Consider the following 15482-nt stretch of genomic DNA (forward strand, 5'->3'; position numbering starts at 1 on the left):
TTGAACCAACAGCAACGTCTGGTGCTGACTGGCACACCGGGCAGCGGCAAAAGTGCGTTCGTCAGTTACCTTGCCTTGTGTCTGGCGGGGGAAAACTTAGGCAATAAACGCGCCAATCTGCAAGCCTTGACTGCACCTCTGCCGGATCAAGAGGGTAATCCGCAAACGGTCGAGGTAGACGTTGAGGGCAAAGAGGACAAGGAAGCGCGTGAAGTGCGCCAGCCGTGGGATCACAATGCGCTGATTCCAATACGCATCATCTTGCGGGACTTTTCCGCCTCCCGTTATTTCCCCGCCAGCGATAAAGCAGCGAATGCTCGTTGTGTGCTGGACTTCCTGCACAACCACCTGCAAGACAATTGCCTTGAGGGGTATGCCAAGATACTCGAAGGGCGTTTGCGCACAGGCGAAGCCTTGGTCATGTTCGACGGGTTGGACGAAGTGCCCCACGCGGGCGAACGCCGAAAACGGCTGATTAGCTGCATCGACGCTTTCGTGAAATCGTTCCACAAAGCGCGTTTCTTGGTGACGTGCCGCCCTTATGCCTACGAAAAAGCAGAATGGAAGCTGGCAGGTTTTGCTGAAAGCCATCTGGCCAATTTCGACCAAGGGCAAATTATCCGCTTTATCCAGCAGTGGTACAGCCATTCGCCGGAGTTTACGGCTGACAGTGCCACGCAACGGGCGGGTAGGTTGCAACGGGCGGTGTTAGGGCGTGATTCCTTGCGCAAACTGGGCGAACGCCCGTTGTTGTTGAGCTTGATTGCGTATCTGGATGCTAACCGCTACGAATTGCCGGAACGCCGTGCTGATTTGTACGAAAAGTTGCTGGATTTGCTGATTGACGAGTGGGAAAAGGCACGGTTCAAGGCCAATGACAGTGAGGATGCGTTGAAATGTGAGCAGCACAGTCTGGCGGAATACCTGCAAATCGGGCAGGAAAGCATCCGGCTGGTACTGAAACGCTTGGCTTTTCAGGCACACCAAAAGCAAGACGCAGGGCAAAAAGAAACTGCTGATATTGCTGCCAATGATCTGGTCACACAGTTGGTGGCAGTGGCAGCGGCAGTTGGTAGAAACGATGTTAAGCCGTTGCGTCTATGTGAATACTTGCGTGACCGGGTGGGCATCCTTTACCAACGCGGCGGGGCAACGGAAATGGATGCGGTTTACACTTTCCCGCACCGCAGTTTTCAGGAATATCTGGCAGCATCCTATTTTCGTTTGGAAGAGGATGCCTTGTTTCCCACCGATGCCGATTTCAGCACATGGCAGGAAATGGCAGCGCATTTGGGCAAGACCGACCCTGACCGTTGGCGCGAAGTGATTGTGTTGGCGGGCGGTATTAATGCGCAAACTAACCCACGCCCGGTTTGGGACTTGCTGGCGGCATTGTATCCGGTTGCGGTGGCAGAACTAAACAAAGAGGATGCTTGGGGTTTACGCTTGGCAAGTGAGATTTTGGCGGAAAACCTCAAGCCGGATCAGGTAGGGCGTATCCATAAGCCTATTTTTGAGCGCATCCGCGCTGCGTTGCCTCAGACGTTAAGCACGCCACATCTGCCAGCCGTGGAACGCGCCGCCATCGGTCGTTACCTCGCCACCATCGGCGACCCGCGCCCTGAAATCATGACGGTTGAAAGCATGGAATTTGTGCCAATCCCCGCAGGCAAGTTCTGGCTGGACAAGAGCAAATACGACGTAAGTTACCGTTATCTGATGGCGAAATATCCGGTCACGGTGGCACAGTTCCGACAGTTTGTGACAGCGACAGGATTCAAAGCGGGTAATGAAAACGCTTTGCGTGGGGTTGCCAATTCGCCTGTTGTTTACGTTTCCCAAATTGAGGTCATGCAGTTTTGCCAATGGTTGACCCAACACCTGCACGACCAAAACCTGTTAGCCCCAGATTTATGCGTCACCTTACCGGATGAAGCTGAGTGGGAGAAAGCAGCGCGTGGTGGTCTGGAAAACAACCCTGAACCACAACGGGAATACCCGTGGGGCAACGAAATCACGGATGAACACCTGAACTACAACATGGCTATCGGACAAGTAACGACACCGGGAGTCTATCCGCAAGGAAAAAGTCCGTGTGGCTGTGAGGATATGGCAGGCAATGTTTGGGAATGGACACGCAGTGAATATGGCGAATACCCATACCCTGCCGTTGGCACGGAAGAGTGGCGGAAACGCTCTTTTGCAAACGGCGACCGAGCCGTTTGCGTGTTGCGCGGCGGGGCGTTCTACTACGGTCAGAGGAACGTCCGCGCGGCTGTGCGCAACGACCTCTCGCGCGACCTCCGTTTCAACAGCGTTGGTTTTCGGTGTTGTGTTGTCCCCATTACTCTGGCCTCTGAAACCTCTGGACGATGAAACTCTGACATGAACAAAACGAAGGTATTTGTCTCCTATTCATGGCGTGTCGAGCAAGCGACGGGCATTGTCGACGAACTCGAAAAACACTGCCCATCCCATCTCCGCTTGCTGCGCGATAACAACGAAATCAAACACGGCGAGCTTATCCAGCAGTTCATGGATCAACTGACCGGCGGCGAGCATGTCATCACCATCTTCAGCAAGTCTTATTTCCAGTCGCCGTGGTGCATGTATGAGTTGCTACGGACATGGCAGAAAGGCGGTTTTCAGGAGCGCACCCACCCCATCATCGCCGATGACTGCGATTTGCAGGATATGGCCTACCGGATTGGCGTAGTCCGGTATTGGCTGGCTGAGTATGAAAACGCCAACTCCTTGCTGGTTGGCATCAACCCTGCCCTGATTGGCAAAGAGTATGAAAGGCTCAATATCATCCGCGACATCAGCCAGAATGCCAGTGATTTGATGAACTTCGCGGCGGGCAGGTTCACCACGCCATTGGCGGAACTGCGGGCGCGGGGTTATGCGCCGTTGCTGGATGGTATTCATTCCAGTCCGCAGGCGTCAGCTACTGCACTGGGGCAGGGTAGTATCAAGGCGGACAATGGCAGCATTGCGCTGGGTGTTGCCCAAGGTTCCACCATTACCATCAACAATACGTTCAACAAGTAAGGGTAAGCCATGCCACATGCGGAAAATGGTTCGGTAGCCGCAGAGTCCATTACCGATAGCAATGTTACCGTCAATAACATCACGGTGAATGGCACGGTGTTGAGTGCCGAGAACGTGCTCCAGCGCGAACAGCACTACCTCAAGCGCGTGATGAAGGATTGCGCCGGGCTGGAATGGCTCAGCCTGATGGATTTGCGCGACGAAAACAGCCAGCGTTTGGAACTGGATGCGGTGTATACCGCGCTGCTGACCACTACCCCGGCAGCCCAACGCGACATGCAGCCGGAGGAACGCCAGCAAAAACTGCTTTCTGCGCTGGAGGTGTTGAACCGGGAACAATGTCTGGTACTGACCGGCGACCCCGGCAGTGGCAAGAGCGCTTTCGTCAATTACCTGACCTTGTGTATGGCGGGGGAGAACTTGCAGAGTGCCCACGTCAACCTGCAAACGCTGACGGCTCCCTTGCCTGACGAGCAAGGCAATCCGCAAACCGAAAAAATCAAGGTTGAGGGCAAAGACGAACCCGAACAGCGGGAAATCCGGCAGGCGTGGGAACATGACGGGTTGATACCCGTGCGCATCATCCTGCGGGACTTTTCCGCTTCTGCCCACTTCCCGGCGGAACAGGAAAAAGGCGATGTCTGCCACCTGATGACATTCCTGCTTACCCAATTGGAACGCACCGACTGCCAGAATTATGCTGAAATCCTGCAACAGCGTTTACGTGACGGTAAAGTTCTGGTGATGTTCGATGGGCTGGATGAAGTGCCACAAGCGGGGGATCGGCGTAAACGTCTGGTTGAGTGTGTTGAAGGTTTCGCCAGAAGCTATGCGGATTGCCGCTTGCTGGTCACTTGCCGACCCTATGCCTACCGTGACCCGCAGTGGCACATACGCGGGTTTGCGGTTTCCCACCTTGCACCGTTTACGGATGGGCAAATTATCCGCTTTATCCAGCGTTGGTATGCCAGCCTTGGCACGTTGGATCAGGAGGCGGCAGCAGCGCGGGGTGCAAAACTGCAAGCCGCAGTGTTAAGGCGGTCGTCGTTGCACGATCTGGCAAAACGCCCGTTGTTGCTGAGCCTGATTGCTTACCTGCACGCCTACCGTCATGAATTGCCGGAACGCCGTGCTGACCTGTATGAAAAGCTGTTGGAATTGCTGGTAAACAAGTGGGAAAAAGCCCGTTTCGACGCCAAGGATTGCGACGATGCCCGCAGATTGGCGCAGCACAGCCTCGCCGAATTCCTGCAAATCGGGCAGGAGGCCATCCGCCGGATTCTGGAGCGCCTGGCTTTCCGCGCCCATGCCTTGCAGGATGCGCAGCAGCAGGAAACAGCGGATATTTCTGCTGACGACCTGATTCTGGCACTGACCAAAGCCGCCCGTAGTGGTGGCAAGAATGTTGACGCATGGGAAGTGTGCGACTACCTGCGTGACCGGGTAGGCATCCTCTACCAGCGGGGCGGCACGAATGAAATGGATGCTGTCTACACCTTCCCGCACCGTAGTTTTCAGGAATACCTTGCCGCTGCCTACTTCCAACTCGAAGCCGATGATCTGTTCAAGGAGCACGAAGATTGCCAGTCATGGCAGGAAGTCGCCGCGCAACTGGGAACCTCTGACCCTGACCGCTGGCGTGAAGTGGTGTTGCTGGCGGGCGGGATTGATGCGCAAGCCAAACCCCGGCCTGTCTGGGATTTGGTCGATGCGCTCTACCCGGAGGCATTGGATAGCTTGACCCAAGATGCCGCATGGGGCTTGCGTCTGGCGGCGGAAATCATGGCAGACAACCTGAATGTTACTCAGGTTGGGCGCATCCACAAGCCGATTTTTGAGCGCATCCGTACAGCACTTCCGCAAGCGCTGATCACCCCACATCTGCCAGCCGTGGAACGCGCCGCCATCGGTCGCTACCTTGTCGTGATCGGCGACCCTCGCACTGAAATCATGACGGTTGAAGCCATGGCGTTTGTGCCAATCCCCGCAGGCAAGTTCTGGATGGGCAAGGGTAAATACGACGAGGACGATGAAGCAATCTTGTCAGAAAATCCAGCAGGTGAATATGACTTAAACTACGCTTACCAGATGGCGAAATACCCGGTTACGGTGGCGCAGTTCCGGCAATTTGTTGATGCAACAGGCTTCAAAGTGGGTGATGAAGATGCTTTACGTGGTGTTGCGAATACCCCGGTTGTCTGGGTATCACAAGCTGAAGCTATGCAGTTCTGCCAGTGGTTGACAGGGTATCTGCATGACAAAAACCTGTTGGGGCGGGATTTATGTATCACTTTGCCAGATGACGCTGAGTGGGAAAAGGCAGCGCGTGGCGGTCTGGAAAATAACCCCGAACCGCAACGGCGTTACCCGTGGGGTAATGAGATCAGTGACGAACACTTGAATTACCAATGGAGTATTGGGCAAGTGACGATGCCGGGTATCTATCCGCAAGGGGCAAGCCCCTATGGTTGTGAGGACATGGTGGGCAATGTGTGGGAATGGACGCGCAGTGAAAGTGGTAAATATCCATACCCAACCGTTGGCACGGAAGAATGGAAAAAACGCTCTTTTGTAAACGGCGAAGCCGTTTGCGTGTTGCGCGGCGGGGCGTTCTACGACGGTCAGGGGTACGTCCGCGCGGCTGTGCGCAACGACGGCGTGCGGGACGCCCGGTACGACACTGTTGGATTTCGGTGTTGTGTTGTCCCCATTACTCTGACCTCTGAAGCCTCTGGACGCTGAATCTCTGACATGAGCTGATGGCTTCCGTCACGGTTTGTCCACACGCTGTTGCCCAAACCCGCTATCATTACCCCATGCAATGGCAACGGCAGGACTTCCATGAAAATCCCCTACGGCATCAGCAACTTCAAAACCCTGATTACGGGTGGTTACGTCTACATAGACAAGACGGATTACATCGCCAGGCTGGAGGACGCAGGCAATTACCAAATCCTGCTGCGCCCGCGCCGCTTCGGCAAAAGCCTGTTCCTGTCGACACTGGAACATTATTACGACATCGCCCACCAAAGCGACTTTGACGCGCTGTTTGCAACGCTTTATATCGGCAAGCATCCCACCCCGCTTAAAAACAGCTACCCCGTGTTGTTCATGGAATTCAGCGGGATTGCCACCGAAACCCCGGAGGATGTTTACCGGGCATTCAACACCAAGGTGGAGCTGGCATTGCAACGCTATCTGGGGCGCTATCAATACCCCGTAACGGACATTGCAGCGATTGCCCAGCGTGCTTCGCCGTATGAAAAAATGGAAGCCTTTTTCAGCATCGTGGAAGGGCAGAAAATCCTGCTGCTGATCGACGAATACGACCACTTTGCCAATGCCCTGTTGTCGCAAGATTTTGACGTGTTCCAAAGCATCGTTGGCAAAGGGGGTTTTGTGCGCAGTTTTTACGAAACCATCAAAACCGCCACCCAGCGCGGCACGGTTGACCGCCTGTTTATCACGGGTGTTACCCCGTTGATGCTCGACAGCATGACCAGTGGGTTCAATATTGGTGAAAACCTGTCCCTGCACGAAGATTTCAACAGCGTGGCAGGTTTCACCGAAGCAGAAGTGGCAAGCCTGTTACAGCCGTTGGTGCAAACTTGCCAGCTTGATGCGGATGCGCTGATGGCGGATGTGAGGCGTTGGTACAACGGCTACCGTTTCTGTGCGCAAGCGCAGGAGACAGTGTATAACGCTAATATGCTGCTGTATTTCCTGAAAAATTTCCGTTTCCAGAATTGCAGTTATCCTAAACAGATGCTGGATGAAAATATTGCATCAGATTATGGCAAAATCATGGGTATGTTCAGCATTGGCGACCGCGATACCAATTTTGCCGTTTTGGATGAAATCATCAACATCGGTGAGGTGAGTGCGAACCAGCGGCGCAAATTTGATTTCGACAAAGGCTTTGACCGTGACGACTTTATTAGCCTGCTCGCTTACATGGGGTTCGTGTCACTACGGGCTGAAACCTTGTCTGGTGAAGTGTTCAGTATTCCCAACCACGCCATCCATGAGTTGTACTTTCACTATTTCAAAGTGGAGCTGGAACGCCGCAACCAGATCAGCATTCCCAATAGGGCACTGATGTTGGCGGTGGAATCGCTGGCACTGCATGATGACATCCAGCCACTGGCTGACGAGATGCAACGGGTGCTGCAAATGCTGTCCAATCGTGATTTCATGCAGATGGATGAAAAGCACATCAAAACCCTGTTGCTGACCCTGTTGTATCAATCGTCGGTGTATTTCATCCAGAGTGAGAGGGAAATGAACCACAAATACCCCGACATCCTGCTGCTGGAACGCAGTCCGTTTGCAGTCAAACACCAACACCTGATCGAATTGAAATATGCCAAAAAAGGTGACGGGGAAAAGGGTTGGGAGGCCAAACGGGAAGAGGGCATAGCGCAAGTGCAAGGCTATTTGCAGTTAGCGGAAATTGCTGCGTTGCCCAAACTCAGTGCGTGGATGTTGCTGACCGACAGTGAACGGGTAACGGTCATGAAAATGCAGTAGGGGCTTGATGATTAGCCCCTCAACTCACCACCACGCCGCCAAATAATGATCCGCCAACAACGCAATGAACAGCGCACTCAGGTAGAAAATCGAATACCCAAAAGTTTTCATCGCGTGCTGGTCGCCTTCGCTGCGGTACAGGAGGATGGCGTGATACAAAAAGCCCGCCCCTAACCCGCACGCCGCCAGCAGATACAACACCCCGCTCATGTGCGTCAGGAACGGCATGAGCGTGACCGCAATCAGCATCAGCGTGTAGATCACGATATTCAGCTTGGTAAACGCAATCCCGTGCGTCACCGGCAGCATCGGGATGCCCGCCTTGCGGTAGTCTTCCACCCGCTTGATCGCTAGCGGCCAGAAATGCGGCGGTGTCCAGATGAAAATGATCAGGAACAGCAACAGTGCATCGGTGTGCAATTCGCCCGTTACTGCTGTCCAGCCCAGCACAGGCGGCGCTGCCCCGGCTGCCCCGCCCAACACGATATTGTGCGGGGTGGAACGCTTCAGGTACAGGGTATACACCACCGCATAACCCACCATCGACGCCAATGTCAGCCACGCAGTCAGTGGATTGACCATCACCGCCAGAATGAACATCGACAATACCCCCAAACCACCCGCAAACACCAAGGCTTGCGCGGTGCTGAGTTGGTGTTGTGGCAGGGGGCGGTGTTCGGTGCGCTTCATCACCGCATCAATTTTCTGGTCAACGATATGATTGATTGCCGCCCCGCAGGAAGCCCCCAAACCAATGCCCAGCAAACCCCAGAACAGGGTCGAAAGTGGTACGGCATCCGGGGTGGCGAGTAGCATTCCAACCAAAGCGGTGAACACAATCAGGCTCACCACTTTAAGTTTGCACAGGCCGAAATACGCTCTCCAGTTGATTCCTGCATCCAGGGCGGCGACATTGATCATGGGCGATACTCCACAGGGGTTAGGGCTTATTCTTCTGCAACCAAGTCACGGTAAGCGTGCCAGCTTGCATGACCGGCAATCGGTAGTGCAATCGCCAAGCCGACAAAGAAGAAAATGAAGCCCAAGAACGTTAGGGTTGCCAAGATGAATGCCCAACTGAGCATCACACCGGGGTTTTTCATTACGGCTTTAACGCTGGTGATCATCGCAGTCATGAAATCCACGCGCTTGTCGGTAATCAATGGCACGGATACCGCACTAATCGCAAACGCCACCGCTGCCACTGCACCCCCTGTCAACGCCCAAACCAACGCGAAGGACATGAAGTTGGGATGCCCCAGCAAGGTATCCAAAAGATTACCGCTAAAGGTGATATTGTTAAAAAACAGTGCGACGGAGAGAGAGGAAAGTACCGCCCAAATACTCATCAGCACACCCAGCACCAAGGCGAAACTTGCCAGACCGAGTGCGTTGAAACGCAGCCCGTCAATACCTTGCATGAAATGCGGTGTGCCGCCCTGTTCCAAAGTACGGCTGATGCAGTAAAAACCCACTGCCACAACCGGGCCAATCAGCAGGAAGCCGGTTGCCAGTGAACTGATGAAAAGGGGCTGTTCCCACGTCATCCAAGCTAGGATTAACCCTATGACAACGTAGACCATCCCATAGGCCATGCTTGCGCCCATCGCAGCTTTGAAATCCTTGATCCCGGCATTCAGCCAGCGCATGGAGGCTTCGGAATCAACCTTGCGCACAACCAGACGTGGTGGAGCGTCGGCAATGTGGTCTGTACTCATAATTGTGGCCATAACACTTTCTCCTGCTAACGTTATTAAAATAAAAGCCGTGTGGCTTTGGCTCACCCCACCTGCGACACTTTCAGCAGGCGGCGTAAATCTTTGATAATCAACTCTCCATTAAAATCAGGTGGATACGACATCATTACATTGCCCAGCGGGTCGAGGATGTAAAGACCATCCTCCGCCACCGGATTCGGGTTTGGCAATACTGCCTGCCATTGCTGTACAGAGGTGGTAGGCCCCTTGGCAACTTTCATGCCTTCATGTTCGTGCAATTGCGCTTGCAGGGCAGGCAAGCTGTCGGTGTTGGTCAAGACCAGCAAGCGCTCCACCCGGCGGCGTTCATTGCCCATTGCTTTCCTGACCTGACGCAGGTTGTAGAGGTTCTTTTGGCAGGCAGCCGCACAAGCCGAATCCGCCACCGTCATCAACACCCATTTGCCGCGCAAGTCCGCTGTATTGAAGGTAGCACCATCCAGCCCTACCAGGGGTAAATCCCCCACTGCCCGCACGGGAGATAGGAGTGTGCCGAAATTAGTGGTCGCAGGCACCGGCAATTCCGCCCGAAACTGGAAATACAACCAGCCCGCCAGATACGGAAATGCGCATACCGCGATCAAAATCCACAAGGTGCGGTTACTGCGTTTCGGTGGCTGGGCAACGCCCTCAACGGCACTCATCATGCTTTATCCTTTTTGTGAGTATTCAGGTACAGGTAGGCAATCAGCACCATCAGTGCGAACGCCGCCCATTGGATGCTGTAACCGATGTGCATTCCAGCCTTGTTGGCATAGACCGGCCAGTCGCGGCTCAAACCGTCATCCGCCGCCGAAGTTTGCAATAGCAGGTAAGGCGGTAGGTTTACCCCCAGTTTTTGCCCGAAACGAGCCACATCCAGATACAACCAGCGCTGGTTGCCTTCGACATCGGCGGCAATATCACCAAACAGGAATAGCGGCTTGGAACGCGGCATATCCAGTGTGCCTTCCACTTGCACTGCCTCTGTCGGCGCACTGATGGCGGGTAATTGCTGACGGTCTGCACCCACTGCCACCCAGCCACGGTTCACCAGCACCCATTGTCCGCTGGCAAGCCGCAACGGGGTAATTACGTGATAGCCTGCCTTGCCATGCTGCACGATATTGTCCAGCAACACCGTTTGGCTGTTGTCCCATGTCCCGCTGACACGGGCAGCGCGGAAACGCTGTGCAGGCCAGTCCACATCTGTTTGTTCAAGCTGAAGAGCAGGCAAGCCTCTTTGTTGCTCCACGGCTTGTGATACCTGTTCCTTGTAAACTGCCCGCTGGTATTGCCACACTGCCAATGACGAAAACACCCCTACTGCCACCACCGTCAGCAGCGTGGTAAAAACCGACGCACGAAACTGGTAACTTGCGGTTATACTGATGTTTTCACTGTGCTGTAACAAACGGGAGACTCCTGCATGTGGTTTAAAGTGCTGATCGTTATCAATCTGCTGCTGATCCTGATCAGCCTGGTTTCCGGTGTGTTCTTCCTTGCTAAGGACAACGGTAACTCCAACCGGGTTGTCACTTCGCTGACCACGCGGGTAGCGTTATCAGTGTTCCTCATTTGCCTGTTAATCGTCGGCTACCTGACCGGACAAATTGCACCGCACGGTGTTGCGGGGTGATTTACCCCTCACCCCCTAACCCCCTCTCCCTCAAGGGGCGAGGGGGAACAAGAAAGGTGATCTCTTAGCCCCTCTCCCCTTGAGGGACGACCCCGCAGGGGGCTGGGTGCGGGGTTGGGGTGAGGGGTTCACAGCCAATACACGAAAATAAACAAGGCAATCCACACCACATCCACGAAGTGCCAGTACCACGCAACCGCTTCAAATGCGAAGTGGTTGTGTTCGGTGAAATGGTGGCGGGCGCTGCGCACAGCGATCACAATCAGCATGATCGTACCAATGGTGACATGCAGCCCGTGGAAGCCAGTCAGCATGTAAAAGGTTGAGCCGTAGACCCCAGCATTCAGGGTTAAGCCCAGATCCTGATAAGCGTGCCAGTATTCATAGCTTTGCACGCAAAAGAACAGCACCCCCAACGCGATGGTCATAATCAACCCCCGCACCAGTTGCTTGTTATTGTTCTTTTTCAAGCCCCAATGCGCCCAGGTCAGGGTGACACCGCTGGTCAGCAAAATGATGGTATTCAGAAACGGCAAGCCCCACGCGCCCATCGCTTCCTTGGCAGCCACGTACTTGGTGGTATCCGCATCCGGCAGGTTCAGCAAAGGCCAACTGTACTGGAAGCCTTCCCAGAGGATATTCGAGCTTGCCAGTTGCCCCTCACCGCCCAGCCAGGGCAGGGTAATATTGCGCAGGTAATACAGGCAGCCGAAAAAGGTAATGAAAAACGCCGCTTCGGAAGTGATGAACCAAAACATCCCTTGTCGGAACGAACGGTCAACCTTGCCGTTGTATTTCCCCGTCAGGCTCTCGTCGATCACCGCTCCAAACCAGCCTTGAAACAGGTAGGCCAAGATGGCAAAGCCCGTCACCATAATCAGGCTGCCCGCCAGCCCCATGTCATTGATCAGGAAAACGAGTCCTAAAAACGTCAGAAAGACGCTGGCAACCGCTACAATCGGCCAAGGGCTGGGTTCGGGAATAAAATAAGCGTCTTGATCCGAGTGGGTTGCATGGCTCATGGGATTCTCCTCGTCATCGCCGCGTGTTGTTCAGGTTTGGGGGCTGCGTCACGGTCTGTATTCATAAAGGTGTATGACAGCGTGACGGTTTCGTATTGCTTGTCGACTGCCGGGTCAATCATGAAATACACCGGCATTTCCCGCGCTTCCCCCGGTTGCAGGGTTTGCTGGGTGAAACAGAAACATTCGAGCTTTTTGAGATGTTGGGTGACTTGCCAAGGGGTTACGCCCGGCACGGCTTGTGCAACAATGGGCTGATCTGACAGGTTTTTGACGTAATATTTCACCGCGACCTGTTGCCCCGGATGCACTTGCTTTTGCCGCTCCAACGGGTGAAATTCCCACGGCAAGCCGCTATTGATGGTGGAATCAAATTGCACGGTAATCAGGCGACTGGTGTCAACCGGCATGACGCTGGCTGCTGCTATCCTTCCGGCAGGTGTCCCCGCCACACCGTTAATGCCACCGACTTCACACGCCAGCCGATACAACGGCACCATCGCAAAACCGAAGCCAAACATACCCAGCACCACCAGCCACAAACGACGTATCGTCTTGCGATTTTTGGCTGCCAGTTGCCCGGCTGACGATGGTGTGTCGCTATTCATGGCACAAGCCCGCCGCTCAGCACTTTGGGCAGAAACACGAACGAATACGCCATCGCCAGCAGTGCAATTGCCCCCAGAATAATCGCCACCCGCAGATTGGCTTTACGCAGTTTGTCATCATCAGGTTGTTTCATCATTTCACCACCGGTGCTTGGGTGAAACTATGGAACGGTGGTGGGGAAGGAAGTGTCCATTCCAGCCCCGGCGTGCCGATCTGGGAGCCTTCCCACGGTTTGTCAGGTGCTTTTTTCCCACCACGAATCGTCTGAATAATGATGTACAGGAACAGCAAGTGCGACAACCCAAAGAGGAAGCCACCGATACTGGAAATCATGTTGAACTCGGTGTACTGGATGCTGTAATCCACAATCCGCCGGGGCATTCCCGCCAAGCCGGAAAAATGTTGCGGGAAGAAGGTGATGTTGAAGGAAATGGTTGTCCACCAGAAGAAAATTTTGCCGAGGCGTTCGTCATACATATGCCCCGTCCATTTCGGCAGCCAGTAGAACACGCCCGCGTACAAGCCAAACACTGCCCCCGGTATCAGCGCGTAATGGAAATGCGCCACCACAAACATGGTATCGTGGTACTGCATGTCCGCCGGAACCACCGCCAGCATGACCCCGGTTACACCTGCAAACGAGAACATCAGGATGATCGCAATCCCAAACAGCATCGGCGTTTCAAACGTCATCGAGCCGCGCCACATGGTGAAAATGAAGTTCATCAACATCAGCCCCACCGGAATCGAAATCAGGATCGTGCCAATCATGAAGTAATTGGTGGCAAACAACGACATGCCAATGGTGTACTGATGATGCGCCCACACCACCATCCCCAACACTGCTAACACGCCCATGCCATACACCAGCGCTTTGTAACCAAACAACGGCTTGCGGGCAAAGGTCGGAATCACCAGACCTAACACCCCGATGGACGGCAACAGCAACACATACACTTCAGGATGCCCAAAGAACCAGAACAGATGCTGGAACAAAATCGGGTCGCCACCGCCAGCCGCATCAAAGAATGACGTACCAAAATGGCGGTCAAACAGCAGCATGGTCACAGCACCCGCCAACACCGGCATAACCGCAATCAGCAGCAAGGCGGTAAAGAACCATGCCCATACAAACAGCGGCATTTTCATCATGGTCATACCGGGCGCACGCATGTTCAGGATGGTGGTCACGATATTGATGGATGCCAGAATCGAGGAAATCCCCAGCATGTGAATCGCAAAAATGGTGAAATCCATGCCAATCCCGTTCTGGATCGACAGCGGTGGTAACAATGTCCAGCCCGTATTCACAGGGCCGCCGCTGCCCGGAAACAGGTATGGCGCGAGGATGGACAAAATCAGCATGAGCGCAGCCGCAGGCAATAACCAGAAGCTCAGGTTGTTCAAGCGTGGCAATGCCATATCCGGCGCACCAATCATCAAGGGAATCATCCAGTTTGCCATCCCTGCCGCCGCAGGCATGACCATCCCGAACACCATCACCAGCGCATGGTCAGTCACCATATTGTTATAGAAATCCGGGTTGGCAAGCTGCACCCCCGGCATGAACAATTCCGCGCGGATGTACATTGCCATTGCCCCGCCGAAAAACAGCATGAACAAGGCAAAAAACAGGTACATCGTGCCAATGTCTTTATGGTTGGTGCTGTATACCCAACGTTGCCAGCCTTTAGGTGGCCCGTGATCATGAGAATCGTGATGGTCGTCGTGTGCTGTGGCTACACTCATGGTCAAACTCCTCCGTTAGCGTGCTGCTTTTATGTCTTTGGGCTGCACGACATCACCCGCCGTATTGCCCCATGAATTGCGCTCGAATGTCACGACTGCCGCAATGTCCAGATCATTCAGTTGTGGTCCCCAGGCTGCCATTGCCGTGCCCGTTTTGCCTTTCACCACGATATTGATGTGGTCAGCCGCCGCCCCGTTGGCAATCTTGCTGCCTGCCAATGCCGGGAATACACCGGGGATGCCTTGACCCTGTGCCTGATGGCAGGCCATGCAGTTTTTGGTGTAAATCTCTTGGCCTTTCGCCATCAGCTCCTCTTTTGCCCATGCCTTGTCGGAAGAGGCTTCGGCAGCGGCTTGTGCTTGCTGGGCTTTGCGTTCGGTTTTCCATTGCTGGTATTCCGCTGGGCTGACTGCCCGCACGACGGCTGGCATGAACGCATGACCTGCCCCGCAGTTTTCATAGCATTGCCCACGGTAAGTGCCTTCCTTGGTGATGTGCGCCCAAGTTTCGTTGATATAGCCGGGAATGTTGATCTTTTTCGGTACAATTTCAGCCACACCCCAGTTGTGCAGTACATCGGTGGAGGTCAGCAGGAAACGTACCCGCTGTCCGGTAGGCAATACCAATGGGTCATCCACATCACGCAGGTACAAGGGGTCGGTTGGTTCGAGCTTTTTCAGGTTGCTGACGACCTTGATGTCGTCATCCATGTATTCGTATGTCCATTTCCACTGCGAACCGATTACTTTCACCGTGACATCGGCCTTGCTGCGGTCTTCGACAGAGCTGAGGGTGGAAGAAGCGGAACTGGCAATGCTGAGGTCGATGCCCAGCACAATCACGGGCACGAGTACCCACGCCCAACGCCCAAACCAGCTAGTATGAAAATTTTGATCCGGCACTGCGCCTTTGTCGTGGCGATAGGCATACAGCGCGTACACAATCATTGCCGTGACAATCACCATGATGACAGTGCCAACGACGGTGGTCAGCATGTGCAGGTCAAAGATCTCCTGCGTCAGGGTGGCAGCGGGTTCTGGCAGGTTATAGCCATAGTCGGCACGGGCAATACTCGTCAGTAACCCCAAGGGCAACAACAGCAGGGCGGCGGGTAGTCCCGTCTTGTTTTTGCTCACCATGTCTCC

14 protein-coding genes are annotated in these 15482 nt (G+C 54.3%); 5 read left to right on the forward strand and 9 right to left on the reverse strand.

Going from position 1 to position 15482, the window contains the following annotated elements; all coding sequences use genetic code 11:
• From B2U47_RS09315 to B2U47_RS09330, 4 genes are all read left to right on the forward strand, one after another.
• Positions 1-2376, forward strand: a 2376-nt coding sequence (locus tag B2U47_RS09315; RefSeq protein ID WP_296688339.1) for an SUMF1/EgtB/PvdO family nonheme iron enzyme, incomplete at its 5' end; no start/stop codon positions are given.
• A 9-nt stretch (positions 2377-2385) separates the two neighbouring features.
• Entirely contained in the window at positions 2386-3051 is a 666-nt protein-coding gene (locus B2U47_RS09320) for a toll/interleukin-1 receptor domain-containing protein (protein WP_296679535.1), read from the forward strand.
• 9 nt (positions 3052-3060) lie between these two features.
• Entirely contained in the window at positions 3061-5793 is a 2733-nt protein-coding gene (locus B2U47_RS09325; RefSeq protein ID WP_296679533.1) for an SUMF1/EgtB/PvdO family nonheme iron enzyme, read from the forward strand.
• A 99-nt stretch (positions 5794-5892) separates the two neighbouring features.
• Positions 5893-7581: an AAA family ATPase gene (locus B2U47_RS09330; RefSeq protein ID WP_296679530.1), complete on the forward strand. Its 1689-nt coding sequence runs from the start codon at positions 5893-5895 to the stop codon at positions 7579-7581.
• Positions 7582-7605: 24 nt separating this feature from the next.
• Here B2U47_RS09330 and cyoE read toward each other — a convergent pair whose 3' ends face one another.
• Genes cyoE through B2U47_RS09350 form a run of 4 tightly spaced genes read right to left on the reverse strand, consistent with a single transcriptional unit; the run spans position 7606 to position 10731 of the window.
• Positions 7606-8502, reverse strand: a complete 897-nt coding sequence (gene cyoE, locus B2U47_RS09335) for a heme o synthase (protein ID WP_296679528.1) — start codon at positions 8500-8502, stop codon at positions 7606-7608.
• 26 nt (positions 8503-8528) lie between these two features.
• Positions 8529-9311, reverse strand: coding sequence for a DUF2189 domain-containing protein (locus tag B2U47_RS09340; protein WP_296679526.1), 783 nt, complete (start codon positions 9309-9311; stop codon positions 8529-8531).
• 50 nt (positions 9312-9361) lie between these two features.
• Complete coding sequence (locus B2U47_RS09345; protein WP_296679524.1) at positions 9362-9985, reverse strand: SCO family protein; 624 nt, start codon at positions 9983-9985, stop codon at positions 9362-9364.
• The gene (locus tag B2U47_RS09350) at positions 9982-10731 is read right to left on the reverse strand and encodes an SURF1 family protein (RefSeq protein ID WP_296679522.1); all 750 of its coding nucleotides are present in this window, start codon (positions 10729-10731) and stop codon (positions 9982-9984) included. The genes B2U47_RS09345 and B2U47_RS09350 overlap by 4 nt, the downstream gene beginning before the upstream one ends.
• 15 nt (positions 10732-10746) lie before the next feature.
• Between B2U47_RS09350 and B2U47_RS09355 the strand changes: the two genes are divergently transcribed.
• Positions 10747-10956 (forward strand): twin transmembrane helix small protein, encoded by a 210-nt coding sequence (locus B2U47_RS09355; RefSeq protein WP_296679520.1) that lies wholly within the window; start codon positions 10747-10749, stop codon positions 10954-10956.
• 128 nt (positions 10957-11084) lie between these two features.
• Here B2U47_RS09355 and B2U47_RS09360 read toward each other — a convergent pair whose 3' ends face one another.
• The 5 genes from B2U47_RS09360 to coxB are packed head-to-tail and all read right to left on the reverse strand — an operon-like array spanning position 11085 to position 15476.
• Positions 11085-11978, reverse strand: coding sequence for a cytochrome c oxidase subunit 3 (locus B2U47_RS09360; protein ID WP_296679518.1), 894 nt, complete (start codon positions 11976-11978; stop codon positions 11085-11087).
• Complete coding sequence (locus B2U47_RS09365; RefSeq protein ID WP_296679516.1) at positions 11975-12586, reverse strand: cytochrome c oxidase assembly protein; 612 nt, start codon at positions 12584-12586, stop codon at positions 11975-11977. The genes B2U47_RS09360 and B2U47_RS09365 overlap by 4 nt, the downstream gene beginning before the upstream one ends.
• Positions 12583-12723, reverse strand: coding sequence for a hypothetical protein (locus tag B2U47_RS09370; protein ID WP_296679514.1), 141 nt, complete (start codon positions 12721-12723; stop codon positions 12583-12585). Before B2U47_RS09370 ends, B2U47_RS09365 begins: the two co-directional genes overlap by 4 nt.
• Positions 12720-14336 carry a cytochrome c oxidase subunit I gene (locus tag B2U47_RS09375; RefSeq protein ID WP_296679512.1) on the reverse strand — a complete coding sequence of 539 codons (1617 nt, stop codon included), beginning with the start codon at positions 14334-14336 and terminating at the stop codon, positions 12720-12722. The genes B2U47_RS09370 and B2U47_RS09375 overlap by 4 nt, the downstream gene beginning before the upstream one ends.
• 15 nt (positions 14337-14351) lie before the next feature.
• Positions 14352-15476, reverse strand: coding sequence for a cytochrome c oxidase subunit II (coxB, locus tag B2U47_RS09380; RefSeq protein ID WP_296679510.1), 1125 nt, complete (start codon positions 15474-15476; stop codon positions 14352-14354).
• Between the last annotated feature and the right edge of the window lie 6 nt (positions 15477-15482).

This window comes from Thiothrix sp. UBA5583 (genome assembly GCA_002425225.1).
In the GTDB taxonomy this organism is placed as follows: Bacteria; Pseudomonadota; Gammaproteobacteria; order Thiotrichales; family Thiotrichaceae; genus Thiothrix; species Thiothrix moscowensis.